This is a genomic window from Rivularia sp. PCC 7116 (assembly GCF_000316665.1).
Lineage (GTDB): Bacteria > Cyanobacteriota > Cyanobacteriia > Cyanobacteriales > Nostocaceae > Rivularia.
This window is the reverse complement of the sequence record NC_019678.1, coordinates 1,596,336-1,616,945: the sequence shown is the minus strand read 5'-3', so window position 1 is coordinate 1,616,945 and position 20,610 is coordinate 1,596,336. Positions and strand designations below refer to the sequence as shown.

The window sequence follows — 20,610 nt, the reverse complement described above, 5'->3', positions numbered from 1 at the left end:
TTTAGAAATTAATTTGGTTTTTTTTGAAAGAAAACCATACTGATTTCATTTGATACTGATTTAATTTAGGCATATCAGTTTAGTAATTTATTTGAACCAACAGCAATTCAAACGCTTTACTAGACTGCAATTAACTGGCATTGCCAGTCATACTTCCAACTTTATAAATCTTGACAGTAACCAAGATTACATGGTATAAAGATAGACAAGCTAAAAAAGTTATAAATCGTATGCATAGTCATATCTACATAGCTATGCAAGTTATTTCCTGACGAAATTTTAATTAATCGTCAGGGAATCTTGGTATTTTGAATTTGGGAATAGGGTATGGGGCATTGGTAATTGGTAATTGAGAGTTGTAAGCACACTGTTCTCTTGTTGTCCCCTCGTCTTCCCATCCCCCATTTCCCCACAACCCCAATTCCCAAACTAATTGTTGTATTCTGGCTTGATATCTCGCTTCATTAAATCCATCAGCGCCTGTCGTGGTGTGACTTCAGCTTTCAGCAAGCGGTAAACTTCTTGAGTAATCGGCATGGAAATATTTTGTTGTTTGGCTCTGTGTACCAAAACTTCAGCTGTATTTACTCCTTCAGCAGTTTCTTCAAGTTGGGAAAGAATTTCTGTAAGAGTTTTACCTTGTCCTAATTGATATCCGACTTGGTAATTGCGACTTAAAGGACTGTTGCAGGTTGCTAGAATATCACCCAAACCCGATAAACCGTAAAAAGTTTCTGGCTTCGCACCCCAATGTACGCCGATACGAACCATTTCAGTTAGCCCGCGAGTCATTAGCGCAGCCTTGGCATTGGTTCCCAACTGCAAACCGTCACATACACCAGCAGCGATCGCCATAACATTTTTCAAAGTTCCACCTAATTCCACTCCCAAAGGATCGGAATTTGTGTAAACCCGAAATCGAGTTGAATTAAATACTAACTGCGTTGATTCGGCAGCACTTTCAATCTTGCTAGCTACTACAGTGGCTGCTGGTAATTCCTTGGTAATCTCCTTAGATAAATTAGGACCGCATAAAACCACCACTGGATTATCGGGAAAATTATCTTGCCAAATCTGCGAAGGTGTGCATGTAGTCTGAGGGTCTAAACCTTTAGTAGCGGTAACAAAAATAGTTTGAGGAGAAACAGATAAAGATTTTAATTGAGAAGCAACATCTCTTACCCCTTTCATAGAAACAGCGCTGAGAATAATATCCGCACCTTCCACGGTTTGTTCTAAAGTTTGCGAACCGCGACGCGAGAATATTCGTACATCATGAGCGTTAATTTGAGCAAGAGTTGTAAGAGCTTTTCCCCAAGCACCGGCACCGAGAATAGCAACTGTTTTTTGATTAGCCATAATAATTACGTATGCGACGGTGGGAAATATAGCATTATTCGTCATTTTAAGCGCAATGGAACATAAGCCCTCAGCTTAGAAGGCTACTAATTTGAGTGGTGCTTGAGTCATGGGTGGATAATTAATACTTTGAAAATATAGGAATCCTAATTGATTTTTGAAATATACGTAGGGTGTGTTGTCGCGAAGCGCAACGCACCATGATGTAAGGGTTTCGGTGCGTTAGACTAGCGTCGTAACACACCCTACAAATACCTAGATTTTTTCAATATTCAAAACGGATTCCTATATTATCTCTAATTGAACAGGTTGGGGATGGGTTTATTACAATAAAAATCACCCGCAGCCTGTAAGGCTGGGGCTATAATTACAAAGCCCGTCTGCACGGGCTAAATCAAGCTGTTTTATGGGAACTAGATTGTAAGTTTTATCAAGAGAATGCAGCTTCAAACAATGCTAAAGAAAATATCTTAGAAATGAGAACTCAGGCGATAACACAACCTGATGTTTTAAAAAATATGTTCTCAGATTATGGTCGTATTAAACGCGAAATTTTAGAAATTCCAAGTAATTTTACAACTTATCCTCAAGCTGAAGTGCTTGTATTTAATCAGATTGATGCTCAATATATTGATGCAGTTCACTTTTATAATTTAAATGTTGGAAATTGTTGGGCAAAGCAAAATCCAGGGAATTATTTACAGAAGTTTTACGGCGAATGTCGCTATTACTTTTCTCCCAGACAAGATTGGGAAATGTGGTAAACCATAATTGTATTGTTCTTCTTATAATTGTAAAACTTATTATGGCTAAAAGACCTCTTTTTATCCCCAATAAAAAATGCTTTACTTTTGTAAAAGAGAGTTTAATTGAATTTAAGTGGCATCCTGGTTTTGCGAAAGTACAAGCTCAGAAATCAATAGCATCTCTACATGAAGCAGCCGCTGAAGCTAAAATAGCTCCTGTATTAGAAATATCTTCTAAGTCAAATGATGAGGTAGGAGTTTCTTTAAGTGCTTTTAATTTAAAGATGATTAAGAATGAAAAAAGTCTTTCAGTTGAATGTGCATATCAAGGTAGCAAAGTTTTTGCAAATGGCGGTCCGTTTTCGGATTTATAGTCATTCCAATTAATTTCCGTATGATTTAATGATGTCGTAAAGCGAGACATCCGGGGGAGAATAAATCCGCCTTTTTTTGATAATGGCAAAGTCTTGTTCAATCTTGTTGAAATCTGGTGAGTAGGGTACTTATGCATCAGGCAGGTTTTACAATTCTGCTCACCACAGACTAAAACTTAAGGTATGAGCAAAACTTACAACAGGCTGGAGTTGCAGTTGTAGTTATGGTAGCGCTGATTAATTGCTTATCTGAGCTTGTACCTCTGATACCCGATGTTTGTGATGCACTGGATCTGATTACTGCGGGTAAAGTCATTAAAATAGTCAGCTAAGATACACAATTGTAAAAGTTGCTCTTTAATCATGGCGGAGACTTTTAAACTTAACATAGGTAGTGCTGAACTTGCGGTTGAATGTTCAGGAGAAGGCAAACCATTAATTTTTCTCCATGCAGGCGTTGCAGATAAACGTATGTGGCATTATCAGATGGCTGGTTTGAACGACAGCTATCAAGTAGTTGCTTACGATCGCCGGGGTTTCGGTGAAACGACAACTGCCGATCAAGCCTTTTCACATATTGAAGATTTACGAAAAGTGCTTGACAAACTGGAAGTCTCAAATACTTTTTTAGTCGGATGTTCGCAAGGTGGACGTATTGCGATCGATTTTACTCTTGCTTATCCACAACGGGTAACTAAGCTTGTGCTGATTTCAACTGCTATCAGCGGCGCTCCTGCGCCGGAAACGTTTGCTCCTAATATTCAAGCACGTATTAATACGTTGAAGGAAGCGGAGGAAACCAACGATTTAGCGCGTGTTAATGCAATTGAAGCTAACTTATGGCTTGACGGTGCAACTAGTCAGAAAGGAAGAGTTAATAGTGCTTTGAGAGAATTATTTCTTGATATGAATGGTATTGCTTTAGGGATGCCTGAACTTACTCAAGAAATTGAACCCAATAACGCTTATGAAAGATTATCTGTCTTATCGTTACCAGTGCTTGTTATTTGGGGTGAACTAGATTTCCCGCATATTAAGCAACGCTGCCAGTATATTGTTGATACTATTCCTAATGCTTGGGGAGAAGAAATACCCGGCACGGCTCATCTTCCTAACTTTGAAAAGCCAGAGAAAATCAATAAGTTGTTAAGAGATTTTTTAGGTTAAGACTAATTGATTTAATTTAATTTTTTAATGTAAGTTAATGCAGATTGCAGAATTACAGCCAACGTAAGCCTTTTTGATCTACGATCGGCAGTTGAAGAAGTTAATGCTTATATAGCTACATTAGCTAAAGATAAGGTGATTATATTTGCTCAGGGGGTGACAAGCAGCTTGAAATGAGGACAGGGTTTGGGTGTTGGGTGATGGGGAAATTATTCTCAATAAGTGATGAACAATATCCCTCGGCAGAATCGTGAATTTCAGTTCAATGCCATTTTTCGGAATTTCATCTACCTTAAAGGAACTCCTGCATTCCCTAATCCCTAACCCCTAAAACCTAACCCCTGTCTTGTTTGTATCATTGTTGTCACCCCGTGAGTTATATTTGATAGTTTCTCGATTATTGCTGATAGTCAAGGAATGATGTTGCAAGAATATGCTTCTAATGAACTGCATTTGAATAATCAAGGATATGACATTCTTAATAAAAAATTAATCGAGCTACTTGATAAAATCAAAACATGACAACCGAGCAAATCATTAATTTCATCAGCGGACACCTGGATTTAACTCAAGCAGAATTTGACAAACACTACCGTCAACAAATTAATAATGCTCTGAAAAAAAATCAAGGTTTTGTTGTTGGAGATGCTAGAGGTACGGATACTTTAGCGCAGCAGTATCTCTTGGGTAAAACAAAAGCGGTTGTAGTTTATCATATGTTTGAAAATCCTCGGAATAATGCCGGATTTCCAACTCGTGGGGGATTTCAAAGTGATGCAGAGCGTGACGAACAAATGACACGGGATTCTCATCAAGATATTGCTTGGGTAAGAACAGGTAGAGAAAATTCTGGAACTCAAAAGAATTTAGATAGACGTCTGGGAAATATGAATTAAATATTAGACCTGCCCGTTAGTTGTCCCACATTTATTATAAGATTTAAACTCATAATGGCGTGTTGCGCTGCGCGACAACACAACGGCAATATTTGGGGAGGATAGTCCATACCCAAAGAAGGTCTCCCCTACATTAATAAATAGTAAATGATTCTTGTGTTCGTTATTTTATGTCAGCGAAATTTCATCAGCCTTATCAACCATTATTACTACGCATTCTTCACGCTTTAATTGGCTTATTTACTATTGGAGCAATTATTACTGCTTTTTGGACTTATGATGTTTTTGATGGACGTTGGGGGACAATTTCCCTACCCAAATTTACAGAAATTGAGGGAATTCATGGGACATTTGGAGTATGGACGTTATTAATATTTCCTTTATTTGCTATCTATGCTTTTCATAGAGGTCAAAGAAGATTAATTCAGCCGGATTCTTTTAAGAACCTAACTAAATTTGGAGAACCAATGTGGTGGTATTCTCTACACCGTTTAGTTAATACTTTAAGTATTTTGGCGGTAACTTTTGCCGTTTGTTCTGGCAAAATGATGGATGAAAAGTGGCTACCTCAAGGAGAACTTAATCATTCTTGGTATTATGCCCATCTTATTTCTTGGTTAATTTTAGTAATTTGCTTGGCGCTTCATGTGTTGATGAGTATTAAGGTTGGAAGTGTACCCTTAATTTTATCTATGATTAATTTACGATTTCGTAGTAAGGATAGTCCTGGTTTATGGCAAGAAAATTTTTATAGTTGGCGTTCTAATTTTAATATGGTGATAGTTAAGCAATGGCTATCATCTCTTTCCTTGCTTAAAGTTATCGAAATTTTCGTATTTATTGCTATTATCTCAGCTTTGGTAGCTTCGGTAATTAAGGAAATTAGTTAATTAATTGTTTAATTAATAGTTTAATTAAATTAGGTTTTAAATAATTACTTGAATATATGAACGAATATTTTGCAACGGTTGCTCGCGGATTGGAAGATTTAGCAGCGAAGGAATTAGAACAATTGGGTGCAAAGTCGGTGGAGCCTGGGTTTTGCGGTGTTGAATTTGAAGGCGATCGCACTTTACTTTACCGGGTGAATCTATGGGCCAGATTACCTTTCCGAATTTTATTCAAGGTAATTAAATTTCCTTGTAAAAATGCAAAAGAGCTTTATAAGGGTATCCAAACGATTGAGTGGCAAGATTATCTGACACCGGAAGATACTTTAGCTGTAAACGCTACTGGTAAAAATGACGAACTTAACCACACTCACTTTACAGCGCTGCAGGTTAAAAATGCCATAGTTGACCAGCAGCAGGAAGTTTTCGGGGAACGTTCTGATGTTGAGCTTTACAACCCTGATTTACGCATTAACGTTCATATTCGCAATGATTTTTGTACTGTAAGTCTTGATAGCTCTGGTAAAAGTTTACACCGTCGCGGCTATCGTCCGGCGGTTGGAGCTGCACCGTTAAAAGAATCTTTGGCGGCTGCTTTAATTGAACTTTCGGGTTGGCAACCAGATCAAATGTTCTATGACCCGCTTTGTGGCTCTGGTACTTTACCGATAGAAGCTTGTTTGAAGTCTTTGAATATTGCACCGGGTTTATTTCGGGAATCTTTTGGTTTTGAGACTTGGAGAGATTTTGATTTGTCGCTTTTAGAACAGTTGATTGCAGAAGCGGAAGCTTGTCAGTTGGATACGCTTCCTGCTTCGATTTGGGGAAGCGATAATAACGAGGATGTCATCGAGCAAGCGAGTGTAAATGCAGTGAATAGCGGTGTTGAGAATCATATTTATTTTTCACAGATGGAGCTTGCTGATGTCGCGGCACCAGCAGATAGTGGGGTTTTGTTTTGCAATCCACCCTATGGGGAACGTTTGGGAAGAGATAGCGATTTAGGTCAATTTTACAAGCTTTTGGGTGATGTGATGAAGCAGCGTTTTAAGGGGTGGACTGCATTTGTGTTGAGTGGGAATAAGGAGTTGGCTAAATATATTGGGTTGAAGTCTTCGCAGAGGATTGCTGTTTATAACGGCACTTTGCCCTGTCAGTTAATGAAGTATGAATTGTATTAACGCAGAGTGACGCAGAGGTTAGCGCGGAGTTACGCAGAGTTTTTAATTTTTATTTATTGATTAAGTTTGCGAAAGGGCAGCGACTAGTTTGTAAATTTACGGTTGCTGGCTTTAATTGTGGTCGCAAAAGCTGCTTGATGAAACCCCAAAATTTTTGTTGTAAGGATGGTGGTGTTTGTTTTGCTCCACCTGAAGTTTTACCACCAGATGTTAGCTTATCTAAGAATTTTGTATTGTCGTAATAATGTTCTAGGGACAATATTTTTAAATCATCGGTAACTTTAACAATACTCATGCCAATGATTTCAATTGTTTCTCCCGTAGGGACATAATCTTTATAAGCTCCTCGGAAATGTCCCCAATGTCTCCATTTAACAGCAATTGTTGGCGGTGCAGAATAGACTTCTACTACTTCCCATAAAAAGCCTTCGGGGAATGCGGAGTGAAAAAGATTGGTGGAAGTTTCAAAGTTTTCTTCTGAAGCTTTGTAGTGTTGGGTATCACCAATCAATAATTTGTAAGTACCTGATTCTACTAAGTCTTCTAATTTATAGTTAGTTCCACCATTGGTACTCATGCGAAACTTATCTTGAACAACGGATATCCACTGTTGAGGATCAGTTTTAAAGTTGGCTTCAATGTCGAATGTTCGTACTAAGTTTTGTACCAGTGCTTCAAGGGAATTTGCGGGGTGATTTTGCTTACTTTCTTTTGCAAAGTTTTGATTAGACTTAGTGTAATCTGGTTGTTTATCATAACGCCATTGTACGTTTTTGTTTGCTTTCAATACTGTGTCTCGATTTTGTACCCAGAGTGGTAGATTTTCGGTGTTAATGTTAGTCATAGTTACCTCTTAGAAGCTATAGATAAATACTAGTAAATTACAAATTGCTAAATAAATCGCATATTCCGCAGCAGTTTATACAGCTTTTAAATTATTTGAGAATAATCTAATTAATAACTGCGAGTTGTGGATTTATTTGTAATTCCATCTATAAGCATGATGGCACTTGTTAATTTTCTACACCAGGGAAGTTCGGGAAGTTAAGAAACATTTTGATTTTTCATTAATAAAAACCTCACCCTGTCCTAACGGACATCCCTCTCCTTGTTAAGGAGAGGGAAAAGAGTGAAAGTCCGCTTCGGACATCCCTCTTCTTGTTAAAGAGAAGGTAAGGAGGAGGCAGAAGAAATAGAAGTGGTGAAAGTCTGCTTCGGACATCCCTCTCCAAGATAGCGGAGAGGGAACGAGGGTGAGGTTAATTAACATTCCATAAAATCCATAACTTCGAGATTGAAGATAATTATGACGGTACAAAGAAGGGGTAGAGGAGTTGTTTTAACCGATGGAGGGTGGGAGAAATTAGAAAATTCTCTCCATGAATGGGAAAATACAAATAATTCTGATAAACCATATACTATTGAAGCTTTAATTGAAGTTACTCAGTTAGATCCAGCTACTATCTCTAAGGTTTTACGTCGAGAGATTGCTGTTGATAGACGTACTTTAGAAAGATTTTTTCGCGGTTTTAATCTGGAGTTGGATAAAAGCGATTATACAAAGTTAGTTTTATCAAAAAATAATCAACAAAATCAGTATTTTTGCAGTGAAGTTCCGGACGTTTCGATTTTTTTCGGTCGTGCTGAGGAGTTAAATATACTACAAAAGTGGATTGTTATTGATTGCTGTCGTTTAATTACACTGGTAGGTATTGGTGGGATTGGAAAAACAAGTTTATCTGCAAAGGTAATTCAAAATCTCAGAAATAATTTTGATTTGACAATTTGGTTTTCTTTACGTAATGCTCCACCACCTTTAGAAATAATTACGAATTTATTACAAGTTTTATCTAATGGTGAAGAAGTTGATTTAGCTAGAAATATTTCTGTTTTAATTAATAAGCTAATAGAGTATCTACAAAATCAACGTAGTTTAATAGTCTTTGATAATGTTGATGCTGTTTTCTGCGATAGTAATTATGCAGGGAATTATTTATCGGGTTATGAAAGCTACGGTGAACTTTTTCAGAAGTTAGGGGAAACATCCCATCAAAGTTGCTTGCTGATGACTTCTCGGGAAAAGCCAAAAGAGATTTCTGCTATTGAAGGGAAGGAATTACCTGCTCGTTGTTTACAAATCAGTGGTTTGGGTATTTCAGAAGTTAAGCAGATTTTTCAAGGGAAAGGAATTACTAATGCTACAGATTCAAATTGGCAACAGCTAACTATCAACTATGGGGGAAATCCTTTATATCTTAAATTTATCGCTTCTACAGTCTTAGATTTATTTGATGGAAATATTGCTGAGTTTTTAGTTCAAAGTAATAGGAGTAGGGTGTTTGGTGATGTTCGCAATCTGATAGCACGGCAGTTTAATCGTTTGTCGGAGTTAGAGCAATCTTTATTATATTGGTTAGCAATTAATCAAGATGCTGTTGATTTAAAAGAGTTATTATCCGATTTAGTCTCACAACCATTTAGCTTACTGGAAATATTAGAATCATTAAATCGTCGTTCCCTGATTGAGAAAAATAAATCTAAATTTTCACTACAGTCTGTAGTCATGGAATATGTGACTACGAATTACATCGATCAAATATCTCAAGAAATCTCTTCTGGAGATATTTCATTATTTAAAAGTCATGCTTTATTAAAAGCGACTTCACCAGATTACATTCAAGATATACAGAAACGTTTAATTATTACACCAATTCTTGAAGGTTTAGAAGTTATTTTAGGAAGTCAGCATCAAGTTGAAACTAGTTTAAGGAATATTCTTAGTCATTTTCGAGGGAAGTCACCATTACTTACTGGGTATGCTGTAGGGAATATTATTAATTTGCTATCTCATCTATCATCTGAGATTAGCAATCAAGATTTCTCTAATTTAAATATTCGACAAGCTAATTTACAGGGAATAAGTTTAAATAATGTTGATTTTAGCAATAGTCACTTTACACAAACGACTTTTTCTAATACCTTTGGAATTATTTTTAGTCTTGCTTTTAATACAACTGAAGAGTTTTTAGTTACCGGAAGTATTGATGGTGAAGTTTGTTTGTGGAAATGGCAAACAAATCAACAGGTTTTTAAAAACCATGGACATAAAACTATAGTGGAATCTGTTGCTTTTAGTTTAGATTCTTTAAAAATAGCTAGTTCGAGTCGAGATAGAAGTATTAAAATTTGGGATGCTTCTACTGGGGAATGTATTTTAACTTTAGAGTCACCGAATCAGCATACAGTCAAAAATCTTGTTTTCCATCGAGATGGAAGCAAGTTATTTGGCTATTCTAACAGAAGTATAATATCTTGGGATTTAAATACGGGTAATTCTCGGATATTAATTGAATCCCAAAGTCGTATTTGTTCTCTAATTTTATCTGAAGATGATATTTTGATATTCGGTTGTGACGATGGTGCGATTTTTGTTTGGGATATTAATACAGAGGAATTGATCGATCGGTTTTCAACTAATAGTGGTATTATTTTATCTCTTGGGCATACTAAAGAGAATGATATTTTGACTTGCGGTATTAGAGATAAGATTGTAACTGTTTGGAATTTGAATAATTCTGAATCTATAGAAATACAATCTCAAAGTTATAATATTTCTTTAATTGATATTAGTAATAACGGAAAATTTTTAGCTACTGGTAGCGGTGAAAAGACTATTAAAATATGGGATATTGATACTGGTTTATATTTACAAAGTTTGTCTGGACATCTTTCTGAAATTAACGCTATAGCTTTCGGTAGTAAAAATCAAATATTAGCAACTGCGAGCGTTGATAGAACGGTTAAAATTTGGGATGTCACTACAGGAAAATGTCTGAAAACCTTGCAAGGGCGTGCCGATTATGTTCATTCGGCTATACTTAGCAGCGATAATCGGACAATCATTAGCGGTAGTCAACATACAATTAATTTTTGGGATATAGATTCTCAGCAATGTATATATACTCTTTTTAAAACCAAAGATTGGCTTTCTTCATTAATTGTTAGTCAAGATGAAAAAACAATTGCTTGTGCAAATATTGGTAATGAAGATAATGTTATCCGCATTTGGCAGATAAATGATTTAAATAATTGTTTAACTACAAGCAATAAAATACCGTCGAAAATCCTAAAAGGACATGATGATAGTATTTGGTCGTTCGCCTTTAATTCAGATGGAAAAAAAATAGTTAGTGGTAGCAGCGATAGAACTGTAAAAGTTTGGGATTCTGATACAGCACAGTGTTTAAAAACATTTTACGGTCATAATCGTCCGGTGCTTTCTGTTAGTTTTAGCCCTGATGAAAACATAATTGCTAGTTGTGGTGGTCATTCGATTATTAAACTATGGAATGTTGAAACTGGAGAATGTTTTCAAACAATACAAGAAAGAGCTTCTTATATTATTAAATTTAATTGTAATGGTTTAATTTTAGCTAGCGGACATACTAGCGGTATTGTCAAACTTTGGGATACAAATAGCGCTAAATGCTTACAGACTTTAGGAAACTTTGGTAAACCAATTATTTCTCTGGCTTTTAGTTATGATGGCAATTTTATCGCTTATGGTAGCTACGATGGTACTGTAACTGTATGGGATATAAATAAGAATAAATCTATCGCCATATTACAAGAAAAATTCTCTTCACCTTGGAGTCTTACTTTTAGTAAAGATTCTAATTTATTAGCTGTAGGTAGAGATAGCGAAATTATTCAACTTTGGGATATTAAGGCGGGTAAGATAGTTGCATTTTTTCAAGGCGATCGCCATGCCGAAAAAGTTAATATCACAGGAGTTACGGGTTTAACTGCTGCAAGGATTGCTAATTTAATAGAGTTGGGGGCTTATAATTAATTGGTTTTTTGCAAACGTTAAAAATCCCCCCAACCCCCCTTATAAAAGGGGGGCTTTTTGCTATAAGCTCTAGTCAAAAATTAAATTAATTCCGAAGTTTTCTCCCGTGGATATTGTTTCATCAACTCTCTTACCTGCTCTGCATGATAAGAACTTCTTGTCAACGGAGAAGAAACAACTTGTAAAAAACCAATTTCTTCACCATATTTCTTCCATCCTGCAAACTGCTCGGGATGAATAAAATCACCAACTTTTAAATGCTTTTGAGTAGGTTGTAAATATTGTCCAATAGTTAAAATATCGCAATCAACAGCGCGTAAATCTTGCATAACTTGCCGAATTTCTTCATCGGTTTCCCCAAGCCCAACCATAATTCCAGACTTAGTATAAATCCAAGGTGCAATTTGACGGGATATCTTCAATAATTCCAAAGTTCGTTGATAATCACCTTGGGGACGTGTACGTTTATATAACCGGGGAACAGTTTCTGTATTGTGATTAAGAACTTCCGGTTGCGCTTTAAGGATAATTTCCAAAGCTTCCCAATTACCGCATAAATCGGGAATTAAAACTTCAATAGTAGTCTTCGGTGAAATAGTACGTACTGCTTCAATACAGCGAACAAACTGGGAAGCTCCCTCATCAGGTAAATCGTCACGGTTTACAGAAGTAATCACCACATGATTCAACTTCATTCGACGAACAGCTTCCGCTAACCGCGAGGGTTCCGTAGGATCTAAAGGTTGCGGTTTTTTCTCAAAATCAATATCGCAGTAAGGACAAGCACGAGTACAAGCAGGCCCCATAATTAAAAACGTAGCGGTACCTGCCTTGAAACACTCACCAATATTCGGACAAGATGCTTCCTCACAAACAGTATTCAGCGATAAATCCCGCAGAGTTTCCTTAACATTCCCAACACGTTCCCATTGAGGAGCCTTTACCCGCAACCAGTCTGGTTTTACAGTCACAATCCTACCACTTGTTGATATACAGGATTTATGGTAACGCAATTTTGGTTAGTTGTTAGTGGTTAGTGGTTAGTGGTTAGTTGTTAATTGACATGAATTTCTTCCCACTCTACCCCCTCTACCCCCTCTCTATTTAAATTCTGTGATATGATAATAACCGCAAGGCTACTGCCGGGATGTAGCGCAGCTTGGTAGCGCACTTCGTTCGGGACGAAGGGGCCGCTGGTTCGAATCCAGTCATCCCGACATTTTTGTAGAGCTTGAAATTTAAATTTAACTCCCTCAACTAAGCTGAGGGTGTAGTTTAAGTTTGCAAGTATTACAGTTAACCGATAGATTATTACGACGTTTGGGGACTTAGCTGAGTACAAACATCCATGAATTCTTGTGCAGCACCTTGAGAAGAGAAGTACTTGCTTACATATTCACTGGATAACAAGCCACGCTCTACAGTTTTTTCCGGATTATCCAGGCACTCTTTCATGCAGTTGGCTAATCCTTGTGCATCTTCATTCTCGAAAAACAAATTATGAGGTCCGGCTACTTCTGGTAATCCTCCCATTTTAGAAACAATTGAGCAAGTTTGCACGCTAGATGCTTCTAAAACAACATAACCTGCTGGTTCTTGCCAACGAGAAGGAACAACTAAAGCTAAAGCATCTTCTATTTTGGAAGTTACTTCTGTATTGGGAATTTTACCTAAAAAGTTAACGCTATTAAGAATATCTAATTCAGATGCTAATGCTTTAAGTTGATTCGCTTGTGCCCCATCTCCAACAATCGTAACTTGAAATTGATAATTTTGGGTTTGCACAATCTTGATTGCTCTTAATAATATATCAACTCCTTTATCACCATCTAATCTACCAACAAAAACAAATTTATATGGCTTGGACAATTTACCCACAGCTTTAAATTTATTTTTATGCTTAAGTTCAATTGGATAATATAAAGTATGAACTTGCCAAGGAAAAGCACAAGAATCACCTAAAAAATCACTACAAGCAGCATGATAATCAGCGAAGAAAGCTGTAGAAATGCGTGCCGCAAGTTTTGCCCATTTAACAAAAGTATATAATTTCCATTTTAAGGGATAATCTGTTTTGGGTAAGGTTCTTTTCAATTCTGCTTTTATTCTTTGAGTAAATGTCATCTCCTCATAATTAGTATGAGTAGATTGATAGAAAAGGTAATGATATTTAATAATGATTTTTTTCCCTAAAGCCTTACATAAAATTGCAAACAACAAATCATTGGAGTTCATATGAACTATATCTGCCCAGAAAATTAAGCTGAGCCATTTTTGTAAGTTATCTTCTCTGCTAGAAATAGTTTTTATTTCTGTGCCTGTGGCTTCAAGCCCTGGAATAATAGAGTTAATATAAGTTAAAACGCCACTAATTTCATTTTCGTAATGACGGTGCTGGATTAATATTTTCATTGTTAATTAGTAATTTTTACGATTAAATCTTTGTTCTCAGTTCAGAGCTAAAATCATTGCAATATAAAATTTAGCGCTTAATCCTGTATTTGAAGTAGAAAGAACCCTTCCCTCAGTTAGTTGAGGAATATATTGCATTTGATAGAAAATCGCTATATTTTATAAAACAAATTACTTATTTATGCTATTTATAATGAAAAATAATTATCACCAGCAAAAATACTGAATGTTCTATTTATACTGGTTGATTCATATGATTAAAAATAGACTTGATAAACTGCGCTTAGATTTTATTGACTTAGCTCTAGTCATTAGTTAAATTATCGAGATTCTAATCATCATATAAATTTCAAGGTAAAAATCATGCAGTCCGTAATCAATTTCCTTACCATTAAAGAATACCTAGAGTTAGAACACAACAGCGAAATTCGCCATGAATATGTAGATGGTGAAGTTTTCGCAATGGCTGGAGCTAGTGAAGAACATAATTTGATAGTTACTAATATTATCGCTTTGTTACGTCCCCATTTACGCGGAACTCCTTATCGTACTTTTGCCTCAGACATGAAAGTTAAAGTCAAGGTGCAAAAGGCTGATATTTTCTATTATCCTGATGTTTTAGTAACTTGTGACCCTAATGATAACGAAAGGTATTTTAAAACTAGTCCAAAATTAATTGTAGAAGTATTATCTAATTCTACTAAAACTATAGATAAGCGAGAAAAACGTCTCAATTATCAAAATATTCAAAGTTTACAAGAATATGTCTTAATTTCTCAGGATGAAATCAAGGTAGAAATTTATCGTCAAGATAGTCAAGTTAATTGGTTAATGCAAATCTTGGGTAAAAATGATGAATTACGTTTAGATTCAATTGACTTAACTATAACGATGGCTGAAATTTACGAAGATGTAGTCAAAATATTATAGGATGAATTATTATGACAGCTTTAAGTTTACAAATACCTCCCTCACTCAAATTTACAGATGAAGAATTTGAGCAGATTGTCGCTTTTAATCAAGAATTGCGTTTGGAATTAACTGCTGAAGGAAAATTAATTATTATGTCACCAACTGGGGGAGAAACGGGGAATCGTAATTTTGAAATTTATATCGATTTAGGTGTTTGGAATCGTAAAAATAAATTAGGAAAAGCTTTTGATTCTTCGACGGGTTTTAAACTTCCGAATGGTGCAACTCGTTCCCCCGATGCTTCTTGGATAAAAATCGAAAGATGGGATGCTTTAACACCACAACAAAGAAAGAAATATTTACCTTTGTGTCCCGATTTTGCGGTGGAATTAGTATCGGAAAGCGATGACGTGGAAGATACTAGAAAAAAGATGCTCGAATATATTGAAAATGGTTTGAGGTTGGGTTGGTTGATTAATCCGAAAGATAAGCTGGTGGAGATTTATCGTATTGGTAAGGAAGTGGAAATTTTAGATTCTCCCGATAGTTTGTCTGGGGAAGATGTCTTGATTGGGTTTAGTTTGGATTTAGAAGTTATTTTTGGGTGAATTAAATTTGCAATTTATCCTGCACTTTTAAATTGGAAAATAGTTTTTATTTCCTCTTCTTCTTCCTTCATAACATGATATAGCTCCCAATTTTGTTGAAGGTTTAACCAAAACTGCGAACTATTTCCAAAGAATTTTGATAAACGTATTGCTGTACTAGGTGTAATCCCTCGCTTTTGATTTACAAGTTCATTAATTCGCTGATAGGGAACGTGAAGTGCATCTGCAAGTTGTCGTTGAGTTATTCCCATTGGTTCGAGAAAATCTTTAAGTAATATTTCACCTGGATGTGTCGGGGGTCTAAATTTTGGTATTTTCATCTTTATATTATCTCCTAATGGTAATCAACTATTTCAACTTCTGATGCATCTTGGACAGTCCAGATAAAGCAAATTCGATATTTATCGTTAATCCGAATACTATATTGACCTTTACGTTCACCTTTTAATGCTTCTAGCCTATTTCCCGGTGGAACTTTAATATCATCTAGGGATGATGCTGCATTAAGCTGGTCTAATTTTCTACGTGCAACTTCCCAACAGTTTATAGGACATTGCTTTCGAGCTTCCTTTGAATCATTCCCATCAAAGACATCTTCAGTTCCCTGGTTCTTAAATGATACTATCATAATTAGCATGATGACACGGTTATCATGCTAGCAAAAGTTAGTACTCATCCCATAATTTATAACTTCTCCTCATTCTGAAAACAATATTAATTTGATACCTGTGTTTAACAATTTATGGGATTATCCAAAAGTAAATATGTATACCCACTTATTCGTAGAAAATTCTCATGCCCGAACAAAACCTTATTGGACTTTCAGAGCTAATCGAGCAGGTTAAACAAGAACTTTTAACAAAGGCACCGGAAAACGAAAACGATATTCCCTTACTCAGCGTCGATTCTGTAGAGTTGGAATTGCAAGTAACGGTGAAGAATGAAGCTAAGGGAGGAATTAAAATATACGTTCTCGAATTGGGTGGGGGAAACAGTCAAGATGATGTCCAAAAAGTAAAAGTAAAGCTTTCTCCGTTGTTAAATAAAGAACAAATGCTGGGAATATATAAGAAGAAATATCCGGAACGCTGGAATGAATTATTGGAGACAAGTACCGAAGGTGGAATGAAAGGAAACGAACAACCAGGATTTTAATTCGTCTTCACCAACAGCATTAATAAAGCAGTGCGATGGAAATATTTGAGCTATACCTGTCTCCCATAAACGAAAAGCGATTTAAATCTATTGTGACTCAGTCTGGAGAAACCGATTCTTCATTGCCGTTTTTTAATGGTGAAAATGACTTCAGAATGACTTTGCTCAGAAGTTTGGAAGTTACTGGTTTCAATCCTAAATATTTTTCTAGCAAAGAGAAAGATTGGATGAGGGATGTTGGTATTCTCGCTCAAAATGGGAAAGATTTTGACAACAATTATTTAGTTAATATTGGTCAAGCTTTATATCGTTCGTTGTTTGCGTCTGGTAAAGTTGAAGATGCTTTCAAAGCTGCTTTACAACTTGCTCAAAACAAAAATACTCAATTACACCTTCAATTAAGATTTGAAGATGATTCGAGTAAACGTTCCAGGTTAGCTGATTATCCTTGGGAATTAATACACGATGGACAAGATTTTTTATTACATCATCAAGTAACTTTCTCTCGCTACATTGCTCATAATAAATTCCCTCCCAACTTAACACCTGTTGAGAAGCTAAATGTTTTACTTATATCTTCTGCTGCTTTTGATAAAGAATTAGGACTGCAAAAACTTTCAAAAAAAGAACAGCAGGCTATTTGTAAAGGATTGGAAACTGCTAATGAAGCAGGCGATATCAATCTTGATGAATTAGATTATCCCACAATTGATGAATTAAGAACATATTTGATCGAACATCAAGGAAATAACGCTCCTCATGTAGTGCATTTTGATGGACATGGAATCTTTGCGAAGAGATGTAAGAATCAAAACTGTAGGGCTATAGTTAAACAAATTTCTACTACTCATTGCAGTAAATGCAATAGTGAATTACCAAAAGCACAAGGTTATTTAGCGTTTGAAGGTGAAGGGGATAAACCAGATTATGTGAGTGCTAGGGAGTTGGGAGCATTACTGCAAATCTCTGGTTTTGCTGATGGGAATCAAACTAGTGGTTTGGCTTTGGTGGTGCTGAGTGCTTGTCAGTCAGCAATGACTTTGGAAGGTGAATCAGTATTTAACGGTAGCGCTCAAAATTTGATCAATCATCGCATTCCCGCAGTGGTAGCAATGCAGTATTCCGTGAAGGTTGATGCTGCAACCGAATTCGCAAAGCAATTTTATCGTTCCTTGGGGCAAAAGAATTCCCTTGCTGTGGCTATAAGCCAGGGAAGGGAAGCAATGGGAGTTGAAGGCAATCAATGGTATCGTCCCGTGTTGTATTTGCGGTGGCAAGATAATCAAGGGGGACAGTTATTTGCACTTCCATCAATAGATACTTCCCCAAAATCAATTCCTCAAAACCTTCCTCGCAGCGGTGTAATTAAATTTGTCGGAAGAGAGGAAGTTTTAGAAACCTTACATCAGCAGTTACAGGAAAACGAACGGGTAGCGATTTCGGCAATTACTGGTATGGGTGGTATCGGTAAAACAGAACTAGCGCTGCAATATGGCGATCGCCATTGGAAACAAGGTACATATTCTGGTGGAATTTGTTGGTTTCCGGTACGAGATGAAGATGTCGGAATTAAAATTATTGACTTTGCCAGAGAAATTGGTTTACAACCACCAGATAATTTCTATTTACTAAACAAGGTTAAATATTGCTGGAGAAATTGGCAAGCTGGCGATGTATTGGTGGTGTTTGATGATGTTAGGGAATACCAGCAGATAAAAGACTATTTACCTCCAAATGAACCTAGATTTAAGATTTTAGTAACTACCAGACAACAGTGGTTGGGACAATCATTTAAAAGAGTGATTTTAGAAGTTTTAGAAGAAAATGCTGCTTTAGAATTGCTGGTTTCTTTTGTTGGGGAAGAAAGGGTTGATCTGGAAAAAGAAGAAGCTAAAAAACTTTGTGCTGACTTGGGATACTTACCTTTAGGTTTGGAATTGGTAGCAAGGTATTTACAGCGCAAACCCAATTTATCTTTGATAAAAATGTGTCAAAGATTGGCTTTAGAACATCGTTCTTTGATAGAAAGATCGGGGGACATGACAGCAAAATTAGGAGTTAAAGCTGCTTTTGAACTAAGTTGGCGAGAATTAAAAGAGGAAACACAAGAATTAGCTTGTTTGTTGAGTATTTTTGCTTTAGCTCTGATTCCTTGGGAATTAGTTGAGCAGTGTTTACCAGAAGAAGATAAGGAAGATTTAGAAGATATTAGAGATGACTTTTTGGTAGATTTCAGTTTACTTGAGGATAAAGGGGAAAATAGTTATCAATTGCATCAGTTAATTCGAGAGTTTTTGATAGGTAAGCGCGAAGAATTAGCTGATGTTGAGGATATGAAGCGTGGCTTTTGTTATGTAATAGCTCCAATTGGACAAAAAATTTCTAATACTCCTACCCAATCAGATATTCTAGAGCTTACTTTAGAAATTCCTCATCTTATAGAAACTGTAATTCATCAAAAAGATTATTTAGCTGATGAAGATTTAATAATCCCCTTCACTGGCTTAGGTAAATTTTATAAAGGACAAGCAGCTTACAATAAAGCATTATTTTATTACGAAAAATGTTTAGCAATTAGTAAAGAGCGTTTTGGGGAAGAACATTATGATGTAGCAACTAGTTTTAATAACTTGGCAGAAGTTTACTATTCTCTAGGGAATTTCCAAGAACCAGAATCCCTTTACCTAAAAGCTTTGGAAATCTGGAAAAAACTTTTAGGGGAAGAGCATCACGATTTTGCAACTGGTTTAAATAATCTTGCAAAACTTTATAATTCACAAGGACGTTTTGAACAAGCAGAACCTCTTTACCTAAAAGCTTTGGGAATCTGGAAAAAACTTGTAGGAGAAGAGCATCATGATTTTGCGACTGGTTTGAACAATCTTGCAGTGCTTTACTATTCAAAAGGACGATACCAGCAAGCAGAACCCCTTTATAAACAAGCTTTGCAAATAAGAAAAAAACTATTAGGGGAAGAACATCCCAATGTTGTACAAAGTTTGAATAATCTGGCAGTACTTTACAATTCGCAGGGACGTTATTCAGAAGCAGAACCCCTTTATAAACAAGCTTTAGAGATGGGAATTAAACTGCTGGGTGAATCACATCCAGATGTTGCATTAAGTCTGAATAATCTAGCAGCACTTTACGATTCACAGGAGCGTTATTCAGAAGCAGAACCTCTTTATCTACAAGCTTTGCAAGTAAGGAAAAAATTACTTGGTGAAGAACATCCTGATATTGCACAAAATTTAAACAATCTTGCAGTACTTTATAGTTCACAGGGAAATTATTCAGAAGCAGAGTCTCATTGCAAACAAGCTTTGCAAATGAGAAAAAAACTTTTGGGGGAGTCACATCCGGAAGTTGCAAATAGTTTGAATAATCTTGCAACACTTTACCGTTTACAGAAGCGTTATTCAGAAGCAGAAATTCTTTACCTGCAAACTTTACAAATGAGAAAAAAACTTTTGGGTGAATCACATCCTGATTTTGTAACTAGTTTGAATAATCTGGCAGGACTTTATAACTTACAGAGACGCTATCAAGAAGCACAAACTCTTTACAAACAAGCTTTAAATATTTCTGAGCAACTGTTAGGTGTAGGTCATCCAAAAACAATGATGGTACGCGAAAATTATGCGTCTTGTCTGAAATCTATGGTAGTTGAGAAAAAATATCAAGCTTAAATAATTCCAAAAAACTCATCAATATCCAAATCGATATTATCCAACTGTGTTTAAGTTGCTGTAAAAAATCATCGTAGCCGTCTGCTAATAATTTATCCGACATATTAAATTTGTTGGAATTGAAATAATATATTTAAATGTAGAGAAACGCAGAGTTTTCCTGCAAAACTAATCATACCTCTTTACCTCTTTCCTTTGTGTCCTTTGCGCTCTCTGCGGTTTTTATACATTCAGAATTTAAGGTTTTATCAAAGTTGCTCATTGGTGCGTGACGACATTATTAATATACTTCTTAAAAATGATAATTTATCGCAGTCGTCACAGCACCCTACAAATTTACATCCCTCTCCTTGATAAGGAGAGGGACAG

At 36.1% G+C, this 20,610-nt stretch carries 17 protein-coding genes and 1 tRNA gene; 12 read left to right on the top strand and 6 right to left on the bottom strand.

Annotated elements, in window-relative coordinates:
* Window positions 1–429: 429 nt before the first annotated feature.
* The gene (locus tag RIV7116_RS06190) at window positions 430–1,359 is read right to left on the bottom strand and encodes an NAD(P)H-dependent glycerol-3-phosphate dehydrogenase (RefSeq protein ID WP_044290782.1); all 930 of its coding nucleotides are present in this window, start codon (window positions 1,357–1,359) and stop codon (window positions 430–432) included.
* Window positions 1,360–1,739: 380 nt separating this feature from the next.
* On the opposite strand from RIV7116_RS06190, the gene RIV7116_RS06185 reads away from it, so the two are divergent.
* From RIV7116_RS06185 to RIV7116_RS06160, 6 genes are all read left to right on the top strand, one after another.
* Window positions 1,740–2,123, top strand: coding sequence for a DarT ssDNA thymidine ADP-ribosyltransferase family protein (locus RIV7116_RS06185; RefSeq protein WP_083894043.1), 384 nt, complete (start codon window positions 1,740–1,742; stop codon window positions 2,121–2,123).
* Window positions 2,124–2,164: 41 nt separating this feature from the next.
* On the top strand, window positions 2,165–2,479 hold the full coding sequence (locus tag RIV7116_RS06180; RefSeq protein WP_044291560.1) for a hypothetical protein: 315 nt from the start codon (window positions 2,165–2,167) through the stop codon (window positions 2,477–2,479).
* A 363-nt stretch (window positions 2,480–2,842) separates the two neighbouring features.
* Entirely contained in the window at window positions 2,843–3,646 is an 804-nt protein-coding gene (locus tag RIV7116_RS06175; RefSeq protein ID WP_015117419.1) for an alpha/beta fold hydrolase, read from the top strand.
* A 518-nt stretch (window positions 3,647–4,164) separates the two neighbouring features.
* Window positions 4,165–4,542: a hypothetical protein gene (locus RIV7116_RS06170; RefSeq protein ID WP_015117418.1), complete on the top strand. Its 378-nt coding sequence runs from the start codon at window positions 4,165–4,167 to the stop codon at window positions 4,540–4,542.
* A 170-nt stretch (window positions 4,543–4,712) separates the two neighbouring features.
* On the top strand, window positions 4,713–5,432 hold the full coding sequence (locus RIV7116_RS06165; protein ID WP_015117417.1) for a cytochrome b/b6 domain-containing protein: 720 nt from the start codon (window positions 4,713–4,715) through the stop codon (window positions 5,430–5,432).
* A 56-nt stretch (window positions 5,433–5,488) separates the two neighbouring features.
* Window positions 5,489–6,613, top strand: a complete 1,125-nt coding sequence (locus RIV7116_RS06160) for a class I SAM-dependent RNA methyltransferase (RefSeq protein ID WP_015117416.1) — start codon at window positions 5,489–5,491, stop codon at window positions 6,611–6,613.
* Window positions 6,614–6,662: 49 nt separating this feature from the next.
* On the opposite strand, the gene RIV7116_RS06155 is transcribed toward RIV7116_RS06160, so the two are convergent.
* Entirely contained in the window at window positions 6,663–7,457 is a 795-nt protein-coding gene (locus RIV7116_RS06155; RefSeq protein WP_015117415.1) for a SnoaL-like polyketide cyclase, read from the bottom strand.
* A gap of 462 nt (window positions 7,458–7,919) precedes the next feature.
* Between RIV7116_RS06155 and RIV7116_RS33680 the strand changes: the two genes are divergently transcribed.
* Window positions 7,920–11,465, top strand: a complete 3,546-nt coding sequence (locus RIV7116_RS33680; RefSeq protein WP_015117414.1) for an NB-ARC domain-containing protein — start codon at window positions 7,920–7,922, stop codon at window positions 11,463–11,465.
* Window positions 11,466–11,545: 80 nt separating this feature from the next.
* Here the strand turns inward: RIV7116_RS33680 and lipA are convergent, their stop codons facing one another.
* Window positions 11,546–12,436, bottom strand: coding sequence for a lipoyl synthase (gene lipA / locus RIV7116_RS06145; protein WP_015117413.1), 891 nt, complete (start codon window positions 12,434–12,436; stop codon window positions 11,546–11,548).
* Window positions 12,437–12,608: 172 nt separating this feature from the next.
* Here lipA and RIV7116_RS06140 point away from each other — a divergent pair.
* Window positions 12,609–12,682 (top strand) — tRNA-Pro (locus RIV7116_RS06140).
* A gap of 94 nt (window positions 12,683–12,776) precedes the next feature.
* On the opposite strand, the gene RIV7116_RS06135 is transcribed toward RIV7116_RS06140, so the two are convergent.
* On the bottom strand, window positions 12,777–13,877 hold the full coding sequence (locus RIV7116_RS06135) for a glycosyltransferase family 4 protein (protein ID WP_015117412.1): 1,101 nt from the start codon (window positions 13,875–13,877) through the stop codon (window positions 12,777–12,779).
* A gap of 363 nt (window positions 13,878–14,240) precedes the next feature.
* On the opposite strand from RIV7116_RS06135, the gene RIV7116_RS06130 reads away from it, so the two are divergent.
* On the top strand, window positions 14,241–14,807 hold the full coding sequence (locus tag RIV7116_RS06130) for a Uma2 family endonuclease (protein WP_015117410.1): 567 nt from the start codon (window positions 14,241–14,243) through the stop codon (window positions 14,805–14,807).
* An 11-nt stretch (window positions 14,808–14,818) separates the two neighbouring features.
* The gene (locus tag RIV7116_RS06125; RefSeq protein WP_015117409.1) at window positions 14,819–15,397 is read left to right on the top strand and encodes a Uma2 family endonuclease; all 579 of its coding nucleotides are present in this window, start codon (window positions 14,819–14,821) and stop codon (window positions 15,395–15,397) included.
* A 14-nt stretch (window positions 15,398–15,411) separates the two neighbouring features.
* Here the strand turns inward: RIV7116_RS06125 and RIV7116_RS06120 are convergent, their stop codons facing one another.
* Together RIV7116_RS06120 and RIV7116_RS06115 are read right to left on the bottom strand one after the other, a co-directional pair.
* A complete protein-coding gene (locus tag RIV7116_RS06120) occupies window positions 15,412–15,717 on the bottom strand; it encodes a HigA family addiction module antitoxin (RefSeq protein ID WP_015117408.1) in 306 nt (101 codons plus the stop codon).
* 14 nt (window positions 15,718–15,731) lie between these two features.
* On the bottom strand, window positions 15,732–16,025 hold the full coding sequence (locus RIV7116_RS06115) for a type II toxin-antitoxin system RelE/ParE family toxin (protein WP_015117407.1): 294 nt from the start codon (window positions 16,023–16,025) through the stop codon (window positions 15,732–15,734).
* A 167-nt stretch (window positions 16,026–16,192) separates the two neighbouring features.
* Between RIV7116_RS06115 and RIV7116_RS06110 the strand changes: the two genes are divergently transcribed.
* Complete coding sequence (locus tag RIV7116_RS06110) at window positions 16,193–16,552, top strand: trypco2 family protein (RefSeq protein ID WP_015117406.1); 360 nt, start codon at window positions 16,193–16,195, stop codon at window positions 16,550–16,552.
* Between the two features lie 92 nt (window positions 16,553–16,644).
* Window positions 16,645–20,241 (top strand): tetratricopeptide repeat protein, encoded by a 3,597-nt coding sequence (locus RIV7116_RS06105; protein WP_198287576.1) that lies wholly within the window; start codon window positions 16,645–16,647, stop codon window positions 20,239–20,241.
* Window positions 20,242–20,610: the final 369 nt, after the last annotated feature.